Origin of the sequence: Streptomyces sp. NPDC091416, assembly GCF_044756845.1 — a bacterium.
Lineage (GTDB): Bacteria > Actinomycetota > Actinomycetes > Streptomycetales > Streptomycetaceae > Streptomyces.
Genome location: NZ_JBIVTU010000012.1, coordinates 21,797 through 41,507, shown reverse-complemented (window position 1 = coordinate 41,507; position 19,711 = coordinate 21,797). Strand labels below are relative to the sequence as shown.

Here is a 19,711-nt window from a genome sequence, read left to right as displayed (position 1 = left end):
AATCCAGCCCAGTTGCCATTGTTCACTCGCGAGAGTGACGCAGGTCAGGACGGGGGTGGGGTCGGGTTTGGTGGGGTTATTTCCCTGAGTTCTTTAAAAGCCTTTAGGCGTCGCGGGCGGCCGCGTCGTGGGCAACCGGGTCGTGGCCGCGTAAGTCGTGGGCATCCGCGACCCGGTGGCAGTTGTCCGGGAAGTGTCCGGCGCTGTCCCGGTTGTCCGGAGTGACGCGCGGGCAACGGATGCCGTTGAGGAAAGAACGGCACGCACGTCGGAAGTGGGGCACGCATGACCGTGGTTGGCGACGGTACGGAGCAGGGTGACGGCGGGGCGGACGAGCCAGGCTGGGAGGTCGACCCCGATGACGAGTCGGGCGCCGCGGTGGTGGCCGCGGTGGGACGCCAGATCAGGGCGTGGCGGGAGGCGGCGGGGATGCGGGCCTGTGAGTTCGGGGCCGCGATCGGGTACGGGGAGGACCTGGTCTACAAGGTGGAGGGCGGGCGGCGCATCCCGCGGCCGGAGTTCCTGGACCGGTCGGACGAGGTGCTGGGCGCGGGCGGCAAGATCGCCGCGATGAAGCGGGATGTGGCGGAGGTCCGGTACCCGAAGAAGGTGCGGGATCTGGCGAAGCTGGAAGCCAGAGCCGTTCAGGTGGAGGCGTATCACCACCACAACATCAACGGACTCCTGCAGACCGAGGACCATATGCGGGCCTTGTTCTCCTCATGGCTTCCGGCGTACACCGTGGACGAGATGGAGCGCGTGATGGCTGCGCGCATGGCCCGACGGTCCCTCTTCGACCGCGACCCGCTCCCGTCGCTCAGCTTCGTACAGGAGGAGGTCACGCTGCGACGTCCCGTCGGTGGTGCGGCGGCGCGGCGCGGCCAGCTCGAACGCCTGCTGGAAGTAGGGAGGTTGCGCAACGTGTCGATCCAGGTGATGCCGACCCACCGTGAGGAACATCCGGGCACGGGCGGCCTGATCGAGGTGCTGAAGTTCCCCGACGGCAGTGCGGTGGGCCGCTCCGAGGGCGCGTTCGGTGGCCGTCCGGTCTCGGACCCCAAGCAGCTCAGGATCCTTGAGTTGCGCTATGGGATGATCCGGGCCCAGGCCCTCTCGCCCAGGGAGTCACTGGCCTTCATCGAGCAACTGCTGGGAGAGTCATGATCGACAAGCCCTCTGCCGTGCATGCGGCCGAGCCGTCGTGGTTCAGGAGCAGCTACAGCAGCAGCGGTGACGGCAACGACTGCGTCGAGGTCGCCGCCGCCCCGCACACCGTCCACGTCCGCGATTCCAAGCGCGCCCAAGGCCCCCGCCTCGCCTGCGACCCGGCCGCCTGGGCGGCCTTCGTCGCGTACGCGGCGCAGGGCTGAGGACCGCATGGGGCATCCTCGTCTGCCGAGCACCGAGTCCGCCGTCGCCGCGGTCCGTGAGGTCGCGCGCGCGTACAACCTGGAGATGACCGTCACCGACGACATCGGTGCCGACCAGACCTCCCGCCGCGCCTCCGCCGGGGCGTTCGCCGTACTCGACACGGACGGCTCGCTGCCGCACGAGGCGTTCATCGAGCTGGGTGGTGCGCCCGCCGTCACCGTCCAGGTCTTTCCCGAGGACGACGCGAAGATCACCGTCGACGGAGTGGAGTTCGAGGACGTCCCCCGCGACTCCGTACCCGCGTTCCTCCGCTCCGTGTACGGCGGCATCGCGTACGTGAAGGGAAGGCTGTTCCCGCCCGGCCAGTGGCTCGTCGTTCCGCTGCCCGGTGACGAGACGTACAAGGAGCTCGTCCCGCGCACGATGCTCAGCCCCTGGCTGGCCCGCAACTTCCGCAGCTGAGCCCGGCACTCACGGGAGCCGGGGGGCCGGCCGGCAAACGATCACGCCAGGCCCTCTTGCCTGTCCCGGCCCCACCCCATAAGTTACCGACAGGTAGCTCGCGTGGGTTGGGCCGCTTCCTCGTTCCGGCCGCAGCGCGCAGCCACTCCCGCCGTCCGCTCGGCCCGAAGGAGCCACCGTGCCCTCGCTCGACCGTCACGACAACGTTTTCGTCCTCGACCTCGGGGACGGGGAGAACCGCTTCCATCCCGACTGGCTCGCGGCCGTCGACGCCGCGCTCGACGAGGTGGAGAAGGCGGAGGGCCCCCGCGCCCTGGTCACCGCCGCGACCGGCAAGTTCTACTCGAACGGGCTGGACCTGGACTGGCTGTTCGCCCATGCCGACCAGCACCAGGACTACGTCGTCTCGGTCCACGGACTCCTCGCCCGGATGCTGTCGCTGCCGGTCATCACGGTGGCCGCGCTCCAGGGACACACCTTCGCCGCCGGTGCGATGTTCTCGCTCGCCCACGACTTCCGCGTCATGCGTGCCGACCGCGGCTACTGGTGCCTGCCCGAAGCGGACATCAACATTCCCTTCACGCCCGGCATGGCCGCGCTCATCCAGTCCCGGCTGGCCCCGCAGACCGCGCACGAGGCGATGCTCACCGCCCACCGCTACGGCGGGTCCGAGGCGGCGGCGGCCGGCATCGTCGACCGGGCGGTCGGCGAGGACGCCGTGCGTTCCACCGCGATCGAGCTCGCGCAGGCGCAGGTGAACAAGGCCGGTGACACCGTCGGCACCATCAAGGCCCGCATGTACGCACCGGCCCTGGCCACCCTGCGCGACACCACCGACCCGCTCGGCTGAGCCGCCGCCGGGCCGCGGGCGGCGAATGCGTGGCCCGTCAACTGCCCTCTACACATGCATGGTTGTCGCGCCTCTACAATCCTGCGGTGATCGCGCCGACCGGCGCGACCCGAAAGGACCGGCGAGTTGACCACGTACATACCGGGGCACGGACCCCGGCCGATCCACCCGCACGCCCACGTTCCCGCGGAGTTCCGAAGACGAGCTGCGCGGGACACCGGCCGTCGGGCGGTCCCGTGCCGTTGAGCGACGACAGACGGCAGGCCGCGACGGTGGCCGACCTCCCCGTACCGCTGGCGAAACTGCTCTGGCGGCAGCACACCGTCTACCGGGAGCGCGACGGCACCGCGGTGATCCGCGGCGAGGACGCCGGACGCTGGATCAGCCTCGCGTCCCACGGGCGCGGCCGGGTCAGGGTGCGGGCGGGGCGCATCCTGGACGGCGGCACGACCGCCCCGGCGCGCGCCGAGACCACCGTCCCGCTGGACGGCGACATCGCCCGTCTCGCGGCCTGCTGCCGCGGCCTGCTGGCCGAGACGGCCGGCGCGAGGGCGGCGGAGGCGCCGGCGCCCGGGCCGACGCGCGCCGCCCGGCCGCGGCAGGGTTCCCGCAAGACCGGGCGCAGGCGGGGGACGACCGTCCTGGTGTGTGCCGCGGCCATCGTCGTGGGGCTGATCGCCGCCTCGATGTTCGGCTGAGCCGGACGACGGGCGGCGCGCACGCGCACAACACCCGGTCCGGACGCGGGCCTCGCGGCCCCGTGGCGTACCTTGCCTGTGCATGACGGACATCGACAAGCTCACCGGCCTGTTCGAGGCGCTGGGGGCCGAGGACGCCTCGGGCTGGGCCGAGTCGGAGGCCGAGGAGAACATTCCTCAGCTGGCCCGGTACCGCTTCCTGCGCCTGGTCTGGCAGGACATCGACGCATGGAGCTCGGCGGCTCCCGACTGGATCGCGGCCTACCGGAAGGAAGGCCCGGCGAGCGGGGCCGTCGAGCGGGCGGTGCGGCTCGGACTGACGCCCGGTGAGCTGGGGGAGATAGCCCGGGAGGTCGCGAAGGAGACCGCGTTCGGCCTGCTGTACGGGCTGGCGGACCCGGCCGACGGCGACCTTCCGCCCGAGACCGAGGCGCAGTTGCCCGGCTGGTGTCTGGCCGAACTGTCCCCGGAGGGAGAGCCGACCGGGCGGATCCTGGACGCGCTCCACGAGGACCTGGACGAAGTTGAACCGCAGGGCCCGGCCGGAGGTGTGGCGTGACCGCGTTCGATGTGAGTGAGCGCCGGATCTGGGACGGGCGCGCCGAGAGCTACGCCCGTTCCTTCGGCAGGCTCTGCGCCCACACGGTGCCCGCCCTGCTGGACGCGGCGTCCACCGCCGCCGGGACCCGTCTGCTCGATGTGGGGTGCGGCAGCGGAAGCGTGACGGTGGCCGGCGTCGGACGGGGCGCCGCCGTACGGGCCGTGGACGCCGAACCGGGCATGGTCGCGGCAACCCGGCGGGCGGCGCCCGGAGTCGACGTCCGCATCGGTTCGCTGCCCCAGCTTCCCTACCCGGACGGTGAGTTCGACGCCGTCGTGGCGAACTTCGTGCTCAACCACGTCGGCCGGCCGCTGGACGCCCTCGTCGAACTGCGCCGGATCACCCGCCCCGGCGGCCGGATCGCGGTCACGGTCTGGCAGGTGCCCAACGCGCCCGGCCAGGCGTTGATCGGCCGCGCCGCCGCGGCCGCCGGACTGACCCGGCCCGGCTGGCTGGCCACGGTCGACCGGGAGCACGACTTCCCGCGCACCCCGGCCGGGCTGGGCGCCCTGCACGTCGGCCGGACTCGGGGACGTACACGGCGCGTCGCTGTCCTGGGACCACCGGGTCGATGCCGAGGCCTGGTGGGCCGGACCTGCCTCCGGGGTCGCCGCGATCGGACAGCTGGTCAACAGCCGGGGGCCGCAGGGGGCGGCCGCCGCGAAGCGGGAGTACGACGTGCTGTGCAAGGAATTCGAGGGCGAGGACGGGCTGTTGGCGCTGCCGCACGTGGCGGTGCTCGCTCACGGCACGGTGTAGCCGCACAGCGAAGAGCCCGGACGGTCCGACCGTCCGGGCTCTTGTCGTGTGCGGCGTACCCGGTCAGTTGCCGGTGACCGTGACCTTCTCGTCGTTGTTGAGCTGCTCGACCAGCTGCTTGACCTTGGCCTTGTCCCAGACCAGGTTGCCACCGGTGGAGCCGGAGATCGGGATGTTCAGCGACGCCCCGTCACCGCCCGTGACGCCCTTCATGGCGAAGAACATCTGGCTCAGGGACCAGAGCGACATGTCCTTGTCCACGATGAGGGTGTCGAGACCGGCGCCCATCGTCGGGTAGAGCTTGAACGGGTTGAGGATCGTCGACGCCGTCGCCGTCTGGCTCGCCAGCGCCGCGAGGAACTTCTGCTGGTTCTTCGTACGGTCCAGGTCCGAGGTGAAGGCGTGCCGGGTCCGGACGAAGGCGAGGGCCTGCTGGCCGTCGAGCGTCTGCTTGCCGGCCTGGAAGTCGGCGCCGGAGTACTTGTCCTTGAACGCCTTGGGGATGTCCAGTTCCACGCCGCCGATCGCGTCCACGATCTTGGCGAAGCCGCCGAAGCCGATCTCGACGTAGTGGTCGATGTGCAGCCCGGTGTTGAACTCGACGGTACGGACGAGGAGCTCGGGGCCGTCCTCGGCGTACGCGGCGTTCAGCTTCGTCGTGCGGCCCGTGCCCGGGAACTTCTTGCCGGACTCGGAGCCGACGAAGGAGGGGATCTCGACGTTCGAGTCACGGGGCAGCGAGACCAGCGTCGGGCCGTTGGAGCCGTCGTGCAGGATCATCATCGAGTCGGTCCGCTTGCCCTCGGCGGAACCGGTGTGGAGCCTCTTCTTGTCCTCGGACGTCATGCCCTCGCGGCTGTCCGACCCGACGATCAGGTAGTTCGTGCCGTCGCCCGCCTTCGGCCGCTCGATGACCTTGGAGAGGTCGACGTCGCGCTTCAGCTTGGAGTCGGCCCAGAAGTACGTGCCGACGGAGACGGCCAGCACCACGACCACGAGAGCCAGCGCGCCGATCTTGATCCGGCGGCGCCAGTCGGGCGCGGCCCCCGGGCGGCCCTGCACGTATCCGCCGTCGCCGGGCCCGCCGCCGTGACCGCCACCGCCGCGGCCGCCCTGGCCGCCGCCGTAGACCTGTCCCGTGTTGTAGCCGCTGTCGTACTCAGGGGCGTCGCCGTAGCCGCTGGACTGCTGCGGCACCGGCCGCTGCCTCGGCGGCGCGGGGCGCTGCTGGGGCGGGGCGGGGCGGCGCTGGACGTGCGGCATCGAGCGGGCGCTCTCGGGCCGGTCGCTCGCGCTTCCCTGCCCGTAACGGTTTCCGCTTCGCTGGTCGTCGGTCCAACCCTCGGGCCAATCGTTCATACGATCCAGTGTGCCGGTCCGGGCCACCGCTCTTACAGGGTGTAAGGGAAATCGGACCAGGGCTGTTGCGAAGCTGATGCATTGCGACGCGCTCCCGACCCCGGCATATGACCCCATGATGCCCGCATAAGGTGGAGGGCATGACAGATCAGGCCCCACGCCCGGAGGGCGACATTCCGGGCAAGCCCACCGCGGCCTCCCGGACCACCCTCAGCCACATCATGACTGGCAGCGACACCAATCTGCTGGGTACGGTGCACGGCGGCGTGATCATGAAACTGGTCGACGACGCGGCGGGCGCGGTGGCCGGCCGGCACTCCGGCGGGCCCGCGGTGACCGCCTCGATGGACGAGATGGTCTTCCTGGAGCCGGTCCGCGTCGGTGACCTTGTTCACGTCCGCGCCCAGGTGAACTGGACCGGCCGCTCCTCCATGGAGGTCGGCGTCCGCGTCATGGCCGAGCGCTGGAACGAGTCGACCCCCGCCTCGCAGGTCGGCAGCGCGTACCTGGTGTTCGCGGCGGTCGACGCGGACGGCAGGCCGCGCCGGGTGCCGCCCGTGATCCCGGAGACGGAGCGCGACAACCGGCGCTACCAGGAGGCGCAGATCCGCCGTACCCACCGCCTCGCCCGGCGCCGCGCGATCAAGGAACTGCGCGAGAAGCGCGCGGCCGACGGCATCGAGGACTGAGCCGCCCGGACCGCGGCCCACGACGGCATCGAGGACTGAGCCCCGGTCCGCACGGCCCTCGACGGCGTCGAGGACTGAACGGAACCGGGCCCGGGCCCGGGCCTATGGGCAGACCACCTCGTCGCCCTTCACCGCGCCGAACCTGCCCGGATCGGGCTCCTCGGCCCGGACCCGCTCGACCTTCCGGTAGTCCGCGCCCGCCGTCACCTTCATCGTGCCGCCCTGCCCCTTCACGGCCTTCAGTTCGGCCCCCGGCAACGCCGCCGCCAGTGACTTCGCGGACCGGTCCCAGCGCGGGTCGTACGTGACCAGGGTGTGTTCCAGGTCGCGCTGCGGTGCGGTGAGCGGGGCGCGGGTGGTGTCGAAGCCCGTGGCGTGCAGCGCGGTGTCGACCGTGGAGCCGAGACCGTCCTTCGAGGTCCCGTTGTAGACCTGGACCCGGATCTGCTTGGGCGGGACGTCGACCTTCTTCGCCGGGGCCTGCTTGGGCCGCGCGGCGGTCAGCGGCTTGTCGTCCCGCAGCGCCTGGAACAGCTGCTTCGACTTCTTCGCGTCCCATCTGACCGTCGAGCCGATGCCCTTGACCTGGTACGCGACGTCCCCCATCGGCACCGAGGTGAATTCGGACGAGGCGGCGGTGAAGCCCCGCATCGCCTGGCCGAGCTCCAGCATCTGCTCCGTACCGAAGCCCTTGTCGGCCCGGACCGACTTCAGCATCGTCGAGGCGACCTCACGGAACTTCACCGGGTTCAGCAGCACCCCGCTGCTCGTCGCCTGCTTGATCAACGAGGCCATAAACTTCTGCTGGCGCTGCATCCGGCCCAGGTCGGCGGCGCCGTCGATGTGCCGGGAGCGTACGTACTGGAGCGCCTGGCCGCCGTCCAGCTCATGGGTGCCGGCCGCGAGATCGAGACCGGTGTAGGAGTCCTTCATCGGCCGGGCGGTGCAGATCTTCACGCCGCCGAGCGTGTCGACCGTCGTCATGAAGCTGGTGAAGTCGACCTCCAGATAGTGGTCGACCTTCACGCCGGTCATGTGTTCGACGGTCCGCACGGTCAGATTCGGCCCGCCCTCGGCATAGGCGGCGTTCAGCTTCACCGGGTGGGCCGCGTGTTCCTTGCCCGTCGTCGCGTCCCGGTGCTCGGGGATCTCGGCGTAGCTGTCGCGCGGCAGGCTGACGACGCTGGCGCGCTCCTTGTCCGCGGACAGGTGCACGAGCATGATCGTGTCGGTGCAGTGGCAGGGCGCACCGCCCAGCCGGTACTTCTTCTTCTCGTCCTTGGTGATCTTGTCGCGGCCGTCGGTGCCGACCAGCAGCAGATTCATGCCGTGGCCGCCCGCGGGCCGGTTCTTCATGTCCTTGAACGGGTCGATCCGGTCGATCCCGGACTCCAGATTGGTCACCACGGCGTGGCCGATGCCGCCCGCGCCGAGTACGAGGACGGAGAGCGTGGTCGCCACCCGCATGCCCCAGCGCGGCCTCTCGTCCCGCTTCCTCCTGGCCCGTCTGGGCTGCGGGGGAGCGGCGCGGGGCCTCGGCGGACGGGGGGAGCGGTGCGGCGTGGGCACGGGGGGACACCTCCGCGGTGCAAGGGGGACCGTTCGCACGGTAGGCCCATACGATCTCCATCCCGGGCAGCGGGCCGGCGGCGCGCGCCGCTGTCCCCCATTCGCGGTAACGTGGCGGCCGAATACGCCCGCCTGGTGGGGTGCGAGACCCCCGGCGCCCCCGAGGACCCCCCGAGGACCACATGTCTGCCGCGCAGCACCCCGCCGTCTCCGTGATCATGCCGGTACTCAACGAGGAGCGGCATCTCCGGAACTCCGTCCGGCACATCCTGGAGCAGGAGTACGACGGCGAGATGGAGGTGGTGATCGCGCTGGGCCCGTCCACGGACCGTACGGACGAGATCGCCGCCGAGCTGGTCGCGGAGGACCCCCGGGTCCAGACCGTGCCGAATCCCACCGGCCGCACCCCGGCCGCGCTCAACGCCGCGATCAAGGCCTCCCGCCACCCGGTGGTCGTGCGCGTCGACGGCCACGGGATGCTGTCGCCGAACTACATCGCGACCGCCGTACGGCTCCTGGAGGAGACGGGCGCGCAGAACGTCGGCGGCATCATGCACGCCGAGGGCGAGAACGCCTGGGAGGACGCCGTCGCCGCGGCCATGACGTCGAAGATCGGCGTCGGCAACGCGGCCTTCCACACGGGCGGCGAGGCGGGACCGGCCGAGACCGTGTTCCTGGGCGTCTTCCGCCGGGAGGCCTTGGAGCGGGCGGACGGGTACAACATCGAGTTCATCCGGGCCCAGGACTGGGAGCTGAACTTCCGTATCCGCGAGGCCGGCGGCCTGATCTGGTTCTCGCCCGAGCTGCGGGTGCAGTACCGCCCGCGCCCCTCCGTCCGGGCGCTCGCCAAGCAGTACAAGGACTACGGCCGCTGGCGCCACGTCGTCGCCCGCTACCACCCCGGCTCGATCAACCTCCGCTACCTCGCCCCGCCGACCGCCGTCGTCGCGATCGCGGCGGGCCTCGTGGTGGGCGCGGCGGTGACCCCGTGGGCGCTGGTCGTCCCGGCCGGATACGTCGCGGCGATCGTCGCGGGCTCGGTCCCGGCCGGCAAGGGCCTGTCGCTGAAGGCGCGGGCGCAGATCCCGGTGGCCCTGGCGACCATGCACATGTCGTGGGGCTACGGCTTCCTGACGAGCCCGCGCTCGCTGGCCAAGCGCGTGATCGCCAGCCGGCGGCCGGCACTCACCGGGCCGGGCACGCCGGTGGCCTGAGCGGCCGGCACGGACGGACGAGAGGGGGCGCCCGGTCAAGAACCGGGCGCCCCCTCTCGTCGGTGCGGCGCGTCCGCTACATCTGGCGGTACGGCCAGTACACGTCCATGCAGTCGTCCGTCTTGGCGCCGTTGACCGACTCGGTGCCCTCCAGCGGGTCGCTGTCGTCCTCCACGACCTTCGGGAACGTGGAACCGGTCCGCCAGTCCGAGCCGACCGTGAGCGTCAGCCCGGCCCCGTCCGGCGTCTCCGTCACCGCGCTGGCCGGCATCCCCAGTGCCTTGGCGACCGACAGCGCGTCCGCCTTGCCCTGAGCGCCGGCGCTGTGCGGGTACGTCACCTCGGTCGTCAGCGCCGACCCGAGCTCGGTCGAGGTGTCCGCCTCGGTGAAGCCCTTGGCCTTCAGCAGGTCACGGACGGCACCGGCACGGCCGTCGGTGGACGCCTGGCCGTCGCCCGAGGTGCCGTTGACGACGGTCACGCCGAGCGAGGCGGGTGCTCCGGCCTTCGGTCCGGCCGCGGCCTTCTTCGCCGCCTTGGCGCGGTCCTTGGGGTCGAGCGACTGGTCGTCGCGCATCAGCGCCCAGAGCTTGTCGGCGGCGCCGGGCTTCGGCAGGACGTGGGCCTCGGGGTTCTGGGGGTCGGGGATCCGCGGCATCGTCAGCATGTTCATCTTCTCCAGCGGCACGTCCTTGAGCTGCATGCCGAGGTCGAACAGCTTCTTCACCGTGCCGATCTCCTCCGAGACCTGGAGCGACTTGGTCGCGGTCTCGGCGAGGTTCATCAGGCGCCCGGTGTCCGTGAACGCGTTCTGGCTCTTCAGCTCGCGCAGCACGGAGTTCAGATACATGTGCTGGGCCTTGGAGCGGCCGATGTCGCTCTCGAAGGCGTGCCGGGTGCGCAGCCACTTCAGGGCGGTCTCGCCCTGGATCTTGTGCCTGCCCTGCGTCAGCCGCAGATAGGAGCCGCCGGGCACGTTCGGCTTGGGCACGTCGTTGACGTCCTGTTTCACACACACCCAGGCCCCGCCCACGGCGTCGGCCATGTCCACCACGCCGGCGAAGTCGACCATCATCCAGTGGTCGATGTAGACCTTGGTGAGCTGCTCCCAGGTGTCCAGCGTGCAGCCGGGTCCGCCGCGGAGCGACTCGTTGATGATGCCGTTGCTGGCGGGGTACTTCTGGTGGGTGTCGGGGTTCTCGCAGGCCGGGATGTTCACGCGGGTGTCGCGCGGGATGCTGATGACCGCGGCGTTCTTCCGGTCGGCCGACACGTGGAGCAGCATCTGCACATCGGCGAGCGGGGTTCCGCCGACGCTCTTCTTCGAACCGCCGAGCTTGAGGTTCTCCGCGCTGTTGCGGCTGTCGGAGCCGATCAGCAGGATGTTCAGCGGGGTCTGGCCCGCGGCGTTCGGCGCCTTCTTCTTCGCCGCGCCGTTGCCCGCGCTGCGCTCCCCCTTGCGGAGGTTGCTGTTCAGGTGCTCGTACCAGAGGTAACCGGCCGCGCCGGTGCCGAGTATGAGGAACGCGAGAGAGAAGGCTGTCCAGCGCAGGACGCGGTGCTTCTTCTTGGCGGCACGCCGGGGCCGGCCCCGGCGCCCGCCGTGGCCCGCTGCCCGTCGGCCGCCGCCGCCGTGCCCGCTCTCGCCGGTCCCGGGTCTCGCGGCGTCCTCGCCGCCGTCCCCGGACCCGTCCTTGTCCCCGCCCTCGTAGAGGCCGTCGTCCCAGCCGAGTTGGCCGGCATGACGGACGCGTGGTCGCGTCCCCTCCCCGGGCGTACTGCTCCGTCCCACCAGGACCCCCCTGCTGTTCAGACTCGCGGTATCGCGCAGTGACCCGGTGTCACTTGGCGCACACTTCCTTGTCGGCACTGGCCTTCGGAATGTCGATCTTCGTCGGCCCGGTGATGGGGGTGCCCGCGCCCTTGAAGTCCGCCCCCAGCGTCAGCACCATCGCCTGCAGTCCCACGGCGTCCTTGGTGCCCGGCTTCATCGCCGTGGCAGGAAGCCCCATCATCTCGGCAAGCGCCCGGGCCTGATCTGCCTGGTTCGGGGCGTACTCGAGTGTCGTCTTGGCGGCCTTCGCCGGGGCGTTGGCCTTGTTCGTGGACTTCAGGACGCCCTTGTCGTTCTGGAGCCAGCTGACGGTCTGCTGGGCACCGCCGGGGACCTCGCCGCCGTTGTAGACGTCGACACGCACATCGGCCGCCGCCGCCTTCGTGCCCTTGAGCAGCGCGTCCTGCTTGCTCTTGGCGGCCTTCTTCTGCGCGGCCACCTCGGTCAGCGAGGTGTCCTCCTGCATCATCGACAGCAGCTGGGGCGCCTTCACCGGGTCCACGACCACCGTGATCGGCTTGGGCTCCGCCGGGTTGTCGATCACCGGCAGCGTGACGAACGTGATGTTCTTCGTCTCGATCTTGGTGAGTTCCTTGGCGAGCGTCGTCAGCTTCGGCACCGAGTCGATGGCGGAGTCGACCGTCAGGGCCTTGGTCGCCGCGTCCGCCAGCTTGTACAGCTTCTTCGGGCTCGTCAGCGTGTCGTTCGACTTCATCTCCCGGACCATCGAGCCGATGAACTGCTGCTGGCCCTTGATCCGGTCGAGGTCGCTCCCGTTGGCGTAGGCGTGCCGGGTCCGTACGAAGGCCAGCGCCTCCTCGCCCTGGACGTTGTGCGGGCCCGCCGACAGGTTGAGGTGCGACTTGTCGTCGTTGACCGCGTGGGCCAGGCAGATGTCGACGCCGCCGACCGCCGTGGACAGGGTCTTGACCGCGTTGAAGTCGACCATCATGAAGTGGTCGACGCTGAGGCCGGTGAGCTCCTTGACGGTGTCCATCGTGCAGCCGGGGTCGCGCCCGTCCTGGCCGAGGCTGGTGTTGAACCGGACGTTCTGGGTGCCGGGGATGGTCTTCTCGGAGCCGTCCGCCTGCTTGGTCTTGCAGTCCGGAATGTTGGTGATGAGGTCGCGGGGGATGCTCATCGCCGTGGCGTTGGTGCGGTCCTCGGACACGTGGAACAGGATGTTCGTGTCGGCGTGCCCGGTGCTGCCCTTGTCGCCGTAGCCCTCGTTGCCCTTACCGGTCCGTTTGTCGGTACCGATGATCAATATGTTGAGGGGCGCGTTGGCGGTGACGACGTCCTTGTTGCCGCGGTCGCCGATGTCCACGGAGCTCAGGTTGCCGTTGAAGTGCTGGTACAGCCAGTACCCGCCGGCCGAGACCGCGACGAGCAGGAAGGCCATCACGCCGCCCGTCCAGAGCAGGACCTTCTTGCGGCGCGCCTTGGGGGCCTTGCGCTTGCGCCGGCCCGCGCCGGTGTCTGCGGCGGCGGCGGCCTCCTGGCCGCGCGCACCCTGGGCCGCACGGCGGCCGCCCTGCCGCGGCACCTCACGGCTGCGGCGCCCGCCTTCGCCCGGCGTACCGCGACGCGCGCCGTCTCCCTCACGGCCGGCACCTCTTCGACCGGAACCCCGTGGAGCCGAAACGCCTGACGTACTGCCTGAATCCCCTCCGGAATTGTTCAGTCGCAGTTCGTAGTCGCCGGTGTCCGGGTTGAGAACCCATTGGTCTGCGGGATCGATTTCTTCCGCCCGCCCACGGCCTTGTGCATCCACGGTCGCTTGAGTCCTCCGTCGGTGCCACGCGAGGCGCCTCCCCCGATAAGGCGCTCAGTCTTTCGCTCCGGAAGTGCGCGGCCGGGTGGCCGGAAGCACCGGATCGCGTCACACTATCCGTCCCGTTCGCCGGTGAGCGACGGGCGTGACATATTCCACGGCCCTTACAACCGGGCATTCCTCCCATTGCACGCCGAACGTTGATGTCCACTTGGTCATTGCTTTACTGCTTACACAGGTCCGTTGCCGCATTGTTCCCCGAGTAGGTGGGTGTGGGGGTCGGTCCGGAGGCGTCGGCGGTGTCAGTGTTTTTTCCGCCGTCATCCTTGAGCTGATCTGCGGGCACAACGGCGACCGGTTTGTCGTCGCGCAGTTGCCGGAAGAGCTTGTCCGCATCGGGCTGTACCAGTTCATCCCGGTTTGCGTTGGCGGAGTACGGCCGCCGCGGGACGGTCAGGAACTGCACCTTGTCGGTCGGTACGTTGCGCATGCCGCGCACCAGGTCGTAGAGGTCCTTGAGGCTGTCCAGCCCCGGGTCGGTGGTCAGCGCCTTGGTCGCCGCGTCCAGCACCGGATACAGCCGGGTGGGATTGAGCAGGACCCCGTTGCTCTGCACCTTGTTCACCAGGGCGCCCAGGAACTGCTGCTGGCGGTCCATGCGTTCGGTGTCGCTGCCGTTGCCGATGGACTTGCGGGCCCGTACGTACCCCAGCGCCTGCTCACCGTTGAGCTTGTGGCGGCCCGCCGCGAGCTTGAGGTGTGCGGCGCTGTCGTCGATCGGCTCCTTGAGGCAGATCTCGACCCCGTCCACCGCGTCGACCATGTTCTTGAAGCCGCTGAAGTCCACGACCATGTGGTGGTCGATGCGGATGCCGGTCATCTTCTCGACCGTGCGGATGGTGCAGGCGGTTCCGCCGGACTCGAAGGCCCAGTTGAACTGGGCGAATTGCGGTTTGCTGACAGTTTTGTCCGGCTTGTGGCACTCCGGGATGTTCACCATCAAGTCGCGCGGGATCGACATGGCCGTGGCGCTCTTCCGGTTCGCGGCCAGGTGCAACAGGATCGTGGTGTCCGAGCGCTGGCTGCCGCCGTTGTCGCGTCCGTACTTGCGGTTGTCCCCGGCGCGGCTGTCCGAGCCGATCAGCAGGATGTTCTGCGCGTTGTGGACGACGGAGGAGGGGCGCTCCTTCTCGTACGCCCGGAGTTCGGCGGCCGCGGAGGTGTCCGTCCGGATGTTGCCGTCCAGCTTCTTGTACAGCCACCAGCCGGCGCCCGCGGCGACGAGCACCACGAACGAGGCGCCGAGCGCGGTCCAACGCACCCAGTGACGCTTGCGCTTGACGACGATGTCGACGGTCCGGTCCGGTCCGCCGGGACCCGGTGGCGGAGCTCCCGGCGAGGGCCCGCTGCCGGAGCCGCTGCGCGTCTCACCGCCCGGGGCGTCCTTCGGGGCGTCGCTGTCACCGGACCCCGCACCGGGCGGCCCGTCCGGCGCCCGGTCCTCGCCCGCGGCCGGGTGGTCGGGCGTCCGGTCCCCGCCCGTGGCCGCGTCGTCGGGCCCGTCCGGCGAGCCGGCGCTTTCGGTCACGTCTGCGTCCATCCTTCACGTTCGGCAGCGCGAGGGGCCGCCGGTCGCAGAAGTAGACGGCTGAACCTCACGCTTGGTTGTGCCTTGAGTGGTCTGTACCGCAGATCATGTACCGGAGTTGACGCATCGACGGGAGGGCTCGGCCCACGCTGGGCCGGACGGGTGGTCCTCGGACCGCTTGTCATACCGGGGTGTTGGCGCAGGCCGGCCGCCCGCCGGTCCTCACACGCTCAGCGTGACCCGCTCGCTCTCGACGCGCTGCGCCAGCCCGTCCTCGCCCAGTTCCCCGAGATGCCGGCACAGGACCACCGAACCCCCGGTGGCGAGCGGCGCGAAGAGCCCCGCGCTGAGACCGTCCCAGGTGTCGTACGTACGCCCCGACAGCACTCGCGATCCGGCGCCCAGGCCCAGCGCCGCACCGTCCGCCCGGCCCCGCGCGACCAACTCGGCCCCGGTGAACCCGGCACCGCCCACGGTCAGCGCCGGGGCATCCGGGTCGACGGGCGCGAACGGGGCGAACCGGTCGCCCTGGCCCGGCACCTCGACCGCGTAGTCCGCGAAGCCCTCGGGAGCCTGCGGGAACCTCCCGCCCAGCGGACGCAGCGCCAGCGCGATCCGCTCACCGCGGCAGGCCCGCGCGGCGTCCAGGCTGTCCGGCCCGGAGACGACGAGGTCGGCGGCGGCGGGATCCCCCTGGACATCGGCGACCACGCCGACCGAGGCGCAGGCCAGCAGCCAGACCGCGGACTGCCAGTGCGCGGGCAGCAGCAGCGCGAGCCGGTCGCCGGGTTCGGCGGCGAGGTCGCCCTGCAGCAGGTTCGCCGTCTTGGCCACCCAATTGGCGAAGGTGGCCACCGACAGTTCGACGCGCTCTCCGGTGGCGTCGTCGTAGAAAGTGACCATGGGGCGGGCCGGGTCCGCGGCGAGCGCGGAACGCAGCAGGTCGGCAGGGGTGCGGTCGCTGGCGTTCATTCGCAGAAGGGTACGCGGCGGTGCCGGGAGGGGCCGGGTGCGGCGGGAGCCGCGTACACCGGTTCGGCAGACGGGCCGTCAATTGGGTGGAAAAGTCCGGGTCGCCGGAGTGGCGCGCTTGTGCCCAGGATCATTTGTATGCGTGCCTTCCTTGCATCCTCCATCGGTGTCACCTGCGCGGCAGCTCTCATGCTGCCGCTCGCCGCGCCCGCGGGCGCCGCCCCCGACACCCCCGCCCACCCGGCCACCGCGGGCTCCGTCCCCGCCGAGGCGTCCGAACCGGCCCAGATGCCCGGTTCGACGCAGTCCCTGGCCCTGAATCCGCAGGCCTCACCCTCCGTACGCGCCACCGGCGCACCAGCCGCCGCGGCAGCCGAACAAGGACTGCCCGAGCGCGACGTCCAGCCGTTCTCCCTGGTCGGCGTCGTCTGGGACGACGTGAACACCGAGCTCCACGGGACCGCCCAGGTCCGTACCCGGGCCACCGGCACCGACCACTGGTCCGACTGGCAGGACCTGGAGACGCACAACGCCGAGCACTCGGCCGACGCCGGGACCGCCGAGCGCGACTCGGGCGCGGCCCGCGGCTCCACCGCCCCGCTCTGGGTCGGCGACTCCGACGGCGTCGAGGTCCGGGTGCGCCCGGAAACCCCCGGCCCCGACGAGAGCGCCGAGGCCCCCGTACCGCTCCCCGCCGGCCTGCGCCTGGAACTCGTCGACCCCGGCGAGGACCCCCGGGAACTCCCCGCCACGGGCGCGGCGGGCGCCGACCGCACCACGCAGAACGCTGCCGCTCTCCCCGCCCTGACCAGGGCCGAGACCGAGGAGGCCGCCGGGCTCCAGCCCGCCGCCAAGCCGTACATCGGCCCCCGGCCGCGCATCATCACCCGCAAGGGCTGGGGCGCCGACGAGAAGCTCCGCGAGAGCGGCTTCGCGTACACGAAGAGCGTCAAGGCCGCCTTCGTCCACCACAGCGCCACCGGCAACAACTACACGTGCTCCCAGGCGCCCTCCGTCCTGCGCGGCATCTACCGCTACCACGTCAAGAGCAGCGGCTGGCGCGACATCGGCTACAACTTCGCCGTCGACAAGTGCGGAAACATCTACGAGGGCCGTGCCGGAGGCGTGACGAAGGCCGTCATGGGCGCCCACACCCTCGGCTTCAACACCAACACCATGGGCATCGCCGTGCTCGGAACCTTCTCCAAGTCGAACCCCCCGGCCGCCGCCGTCAACGCCGTCTCCAAGCTCACCGCCTGGAAGCTCGGCCTGTTCGGCGCCAACCCGAAGGGCAAGGTCACCCTGACCTCGGGCGGCAGCAACAAGTACAAGAAGGGCAAGAAGGTCAAACTCAACGTCATCTCCGGCCATCGGGACGGATTCGCAACCGAATGCCCCGGAGCGCGTCTCTACAAGAAGCTCGGCACGGCCCGGACCAGTTCGGCCAAGCTGCAGGGCCGCTGACGCGCAAGGAGCCGTGCACCGGCGCCGGACGCGCCGGAGACCTGCTGCGGGCTGCTGACCGAGGGACCCTCCACCGGTCTGCATACACTGGCCAGCCGAAAGAAGCGGTTGTTCGACGGCCCGGCCCCAGCAGGAAGCAGAGACAGTGCTGTGACAGAGGCAAAAGAAGCGATCCTCCTGGTCGGCGGCAAGGGAACCCGGCTGCGCCCGCTCACGGTGCACACTCCGAAACCCATGGTTCCGGCAGCGGGCGTCCCTTTCCTCACGCACCAGCTGGCGCGCGCCCGGGCCGCCGGGGTCGAGCACATCGTCCTCGCGACGTCGTACCTGGCGGAGGTCTTCGAGCCGTACTTCGGTGACGGTTCGTCCCTGGGCCTCCACATCGAGTACGTCACCGAACGCGAACCGCTCGGCACCGGCGGCGCCATCCGCAACGTCGCCCGGCGGCTCACCTCGGGGCCGGACGAACCGGTCCTCATCTTCAACGGCGACATCCTCACCGGCCTCGACATCCGGGCCCTGGTCTCCACCCACGCCGACTCCGGAGCCGACGTCTCGCTCCACCTGACCCGGGTCGAGGACCCGCGCGCCTTCGGCCTCGTGCCGACGGACGACACCGGCCGGGTCACCGCGTTCCTGGAGAAGCCGCAGACACCCGAGGAGATCGTCACCGACCAGATCAACGCGGGGGCGTACATCTTCCGCAGGTCGGTCATCGACACCATCCCGGCAGGCCGCCCGGTCTCCGTGGAACGCGAGACCTTCCCCGGACTCCTCGCCGACGGCGCGCACCTCCAGGGCATGGTCGACTCCACGTACTGGCTGGATCTGGGTACTCCGCAGGCGTTCATACGCGGCTCCGCCGACCTGGTCCTCGGCCGCGCGCCCTCCCCGGCCGTCCCCGGCCGCTGCGGCGACCGCCTCGTCCTGCCGACCGCCTCCGTCGCCCCCGACGCCAAACTCTCCGGAGGTACGGTCATCGGCGCCGACGCCGTCATCGGCGCGGGCGCCAGGATCGACGGCTCCACCGTGCTCGCGGGCGCCGTCGTCGAGCCGGGCGCCGTGATCACGGACTCCATGGTCGGGGCGGGCGCCAGAATCGGCAGCCGTACGGTGCTGGCGGGCGCGGTCGTCGGCGACGGGGCCGAGGTCGGCGCCGACAACGAACTGCGCGACGGTGTCCGCATCTGGTGCGGGGCACGCCTGCCCGCCGCCTCGGTGCGGTTCTCCTCGGACGAATGACCGGACCGGCCACCGGGCCGTGGTCTCCCCGAGTGGCCGGAATTCGCCGTACCCTCGACAGGCACCCCCGACTACCGAGGACCTCATCCGTGGCAGGACGATTCGCTCCCCGCAGCGCCCCGCGCGCGGCCGTCCCGCACCAGGCGGCGGCGACGCCCGTACCGGCGCCGCTGACCCGCGACTGGACCCCGCCGGGCCCGCTCGACCTGCGGCTCGTCCTCGGCCCGCTGCGCCGGGGCCCCGCCGACCCCACGTTCCGGATGTCCGCCGACGGCTCGGTCCGGCGGGCCAGCCGCACCCCCGAGGGCCCCGGCACGCTCCATGTCGTCGCGCGTGACGGCCGCATCCGGGCCGCGGCCTGGGGGCCCGGCGCGTCCTGGCTGCTGGACCAGCTGCCCACCCTGCTCGGCGAGGCGGACGACCCCGCGGCCTTCAACCCCCGCCACCGGCTGCTCGCCGTGACCCACCACCGCCGCCCGGGCCTGCGACTGCTGCGCACCGGTCTGGTGCTGGAGTCCCTGATCCCGTCGGTACTGGAGCAGAAGGTCACCACGGACGAGGCGTACCGCGCCTGGCGGCTGCTGGTCCGTACCTACGGAGAACCGGCGCCGGGCCCTCAGGAGTACGGCCTCTACGTCATGCCGGACGCCCGTACCTGGTCGCTGATCCCGTCCTGGGAGTGGCACCGCGCGGGCGTGGACAGCAAGCGCTCGGCGACGATCCTGCGCGCGGTCCGGGTGGCCCGTCGCATGGAGGAGGCGTCCGCCATGGACCTGCCCGAGGCCATGACCCGCCTCCAGGCGATCCCCGGCATCGGCCCCTGGACGGCCGCCGAGACCCTGCAACGGGCGAACGGCGCGGCGGACGCGGTGACGGTCGGCGACCTCCACCTGCCCGGCATCGTCGGCCACGCCCTGGCCGGCAACCGGAACGCCGACGACGAGGAGATGCTGACCCTGCTCGCCCCGTACGAGGGCCAACGCCACCGGGCCACCCGCCTGATCATGCTCTCGGACAACACTCCGTCCCGCCGGGCCCCGCGCATGCAGCCGCGCAACATCGCCCGTCTGTGACAGGGCCCGCGTCAGGCGACATCAAGCCCGCCCCGGCTGCTCTTCGCGGACCGGGTCGAAAATCAAGCCCGTCCGGCGATCGAGGACCGGGGGTCCGGGGGCAGCGCCCCCGGTTCCGGGAAGGGGCGGGCAGGGGACAAGGCCCGCCGCAGGCGCCCCGCACCACCCACCACACCGCGCCCCCGCACAGGC

The 19,711-nt window shown here is 71.1% G+C and carries 17 protein-coding genes and 1 pseudogene; 12 read left to right on the top strand and 6 right to left on the bottom strand.

The annotated features are described in order from the left end of the window. The first annotated feature begins 285 nt into the window (after window positions 1-285). From ACIQMX_RS30480 to ACIQMX_RS30450, 7 genes and pseudogenes are all read left to right on the top strand, one after another. Window positions 286-1,164 (top strand): helix-turn-helix transcriptional regulator, encoded by an 879-nt coding sequence (locus ACIQMX_RS30480; protein WP_363067559.1) that lies wholly within the window; start codon window positions 286-288, stop codon window positions 1,162-1,164. Next, window positions 1,161-1,370: a DUF397 domain-containing protein gene (locus ACIQMX_RS30475; RefSeq protein WP_363067561.1), complete on the top strand. Its 210-nt coding sequence runs from the start codon at window positions 1,161-1,163 to the stop codon at window positions 1,368-1,370. Before ACIQMX_RS30480 ends, ACIQMX_RS30475 begins: the two co-directional genes overlap by 4 nt. 7 nt (window positions 1,371-1,377) lie before the next feature. Continuing rightward, window positions 1,378-1,833, top strand: a complete 456-nt coding sequence (locus ACIQMX_RS30470; RefSeq protein ID WP_363067563.1) for a hypothetical protein — start codon at window positions 1,378-1,380, stop codon at window positions 1,831-1,833. Window positions 1,834-2,011: 178 nt separating this feature from the next. Continuing rightward, a complete protein-coding gene (locus ACIQMX_RS30465; RefSeq protein WP_363067565.1) occupies window positions 2,012-2,683 on the top strand; it encodes an enoyl-CoA hydratase-related protein in 672 nt (223 codons plus the stop codon). Between the two features lie 242 nt (window positions 2,684-2,925). Next, the gene (locus ACIQMX_RS30460; protein ID WP_402482872.1) at window positions 2,926-3,381 is read left to right on the top strand and encodes a hypothetical protein; all 456 of its coding nucleotides are present in this window, start codon (window positions 2,926-2,928) and stop codon (window positions 3,379-3,381) included. 82 nt (window positions 3,382-3,463) lie between these two features. Further along, window positions 3,464-3,940: a hypothetical protein gene (locus ACIQMX_RS30455; protein ID WP_402482869.1), complete on the top strand. Its 477-nt coding sequence runs from the start codon at window positions 3,464-3,466 to the stop codon at window positions 3,938-3,940. Next, window positions 3,937-4,741 (top strand): annotated as a pseudogene (locus tag ACIQMX_RS30450) (class I SAM-dependent methyltransferase). Before ACIQMX_RS30455 ends, ACIQMX_RS30450 begins: the two are co-directional and overlap by 4 nt. A 63-nt stretch (window positions 4,742-4,804) precedes the next feature. Here ACIQMX_RS30450 and ACIQMX_RS30445 read toward each other — a convergent pair. Further along, window positions 4,805-6,100: an LCP family protein gene (locus ACIQMX_RS30445; RefSeq protein WP_363067571.1), complete on the bottom strand. Its 1,296-nt coding sequence runs from the start codon at window positions 6,098-6,100 to the stop codon at window positions 4,805-4,807. Between the two features lie 140 nt (window positions 6,101-6,240). On the opposite strand from ACIQMX_RS30445, the gene ACIQMX_RS30440 reads away from it, so the two are divergent. Continuing rightward, window positions 6,241-6,789, top strand: coding sequence for an acyl-CoA thioesterase (locus ACIQMX_RS30440; RefSeq protein ID WP_148018987.1), 549 nt, complete (start codon window positions 6,241-6,243; stop codon window positions 6,787-6,789). Window positions 6,790-6,891: 102 nt separating this feature from the next. Here the strand turns inward: ACIQMX_RS30440 and ACIQMX_RS30435 are convergent, their stop codons facing one another. Then, the gene (locus tag ACIQMX_RS30435) at window positions 6,892-8,256 is read right to left on the bottom strand and encodes an LCP family protein (RefSeq protein ID WP_402482866.1); all 1,365 of its coding nucleotides are present in this window, start codon (window positions 8,254-8,256) and stop codon (window positions 6,892-6,894) included. A gap of 284 nt (window positions 8,257-8,540) precedes the next feature. Here ACIQMX_RS30435 and ACIQMX_RS30430 point away from each other — a divergent pair, with 284 nt between their 5' ends. Beyond that, entirely contained in the window at window positions 8,541-9,572 is a 1,032-nt protein-coding gene (locus ACIQMX_RS30430) for a glycosyltransferase family 2 protein (RefSeq protein WP_363067575.1), read from the top strand. Between the two features lie 76 nt (window positions 9,573-9,648). Here ACIQMX_RS30430 and ACIQMX_RS30425 read toward each other — a convergent pair whose 3' ends face one another. The 4 genes from ACIQMX_RS30425 to ACIQMX_RS30410 all read right to left on the bottom strand — a co-directional run bounded on the left by ACIQMX_RS30425 (window position 9,649) and on the right by ACIQMX_RS30410 (window position 15,740). Then, window positions 9,649-11,364, bottom strand: a complete 1,716-nt coding sequence (locus ACIQMX_RS30425) for an LCP family protein (protein ID WP_402482863.1) — start codon at window positions 11,362-11,364, stop codon at window positions 9,649-9,651. A 49-nt stretch (window positions 11,365-11,413) separates the two neighbouring features. Beyond that, complete coding sequence (locus tag ACIQMX_RS30420; RefSeq protein WP_402482860.1) at window positions 11,414-13,180, bottom strand: LCP family protein; 1,767 nt, start codon at window positions 13,178-13,180, stop codon at window positions 11,414-11,416. 223 nt (window positions 13,181-13,403) lie between these two features. After that, entirely contained in the window at window positions 13,404-14,768 is a 1,365-nt protein-coding gene (locus ACIQMX_RS30415; RefSeq protein ID WP_402482857.1) for an LCP family protein, read from the bottom strand. Window positions 14,769-14,990: 222 nt separating this feature from the next. Continuing rightward, complete coding sequence (locus tag ACIQMX_RS30410; RefSeq protein ID WP_402482855.1) at window positions 14,991-15,740, bottom strand: TIGR03089 family protein; 750 nt, start codon at window positions 15,738-15,740, stop codon at window positions 14,991-14,993. Between the two features lie 138 nt (window positions 15,741-15,878). On the opposite strand from ACIQMX_RS30410, the gene ACIQMX_RS30405 reads away from it, so the two are divergent. The 3 genes from ACIQMX_RS30405 (at window position 15,879) to ACIQMX_RS30395 (ending at window position 19,519) form a co-directional block, all read left to right on the top strand. Next, window positions 15,879-17,204 carry an N-acetylmuramoyl-L-alanine amidase gene (locus tag ACIQMX_RS30405; protein WP_363067585.1) on the top strand — a complete coding sequence of 442 codons (1,326 nt, stop codon included), beginning with the start codon at window positions 15,879-15,881 and terminating at the stop codon, window positions 17,202-17,204. A gap of 150 nt (window positions 17,205-17,354) precedes the next feature. Next, complete coding sequence (locus ACIQMX_RS30400; protein WP_363067587.1) at window positions 17,355-18,446, top strand: NDP-sugar synthase; 1,092 nt, start codon at window positions 17,355-17,357, stop codon at window positions 18,444-18,446. Between the two features lie 89 nt (window positions 18,447-18,535). Beyond that, on the top strand, window positions 18,536-19,519 hold the full coding sequence (locus tag ACIQMX_RS30395; protein WP_363067589.1) for a DNA-3-methyladenine glycosylase 2 family protein: 984 nt from the start codon (window positions 18,536-18,538) through the stop codon (window positions 19,517-19,519). The last annotated feature ends 192 nt before the right edge of the window (window positions 19,520-19,711 follow it).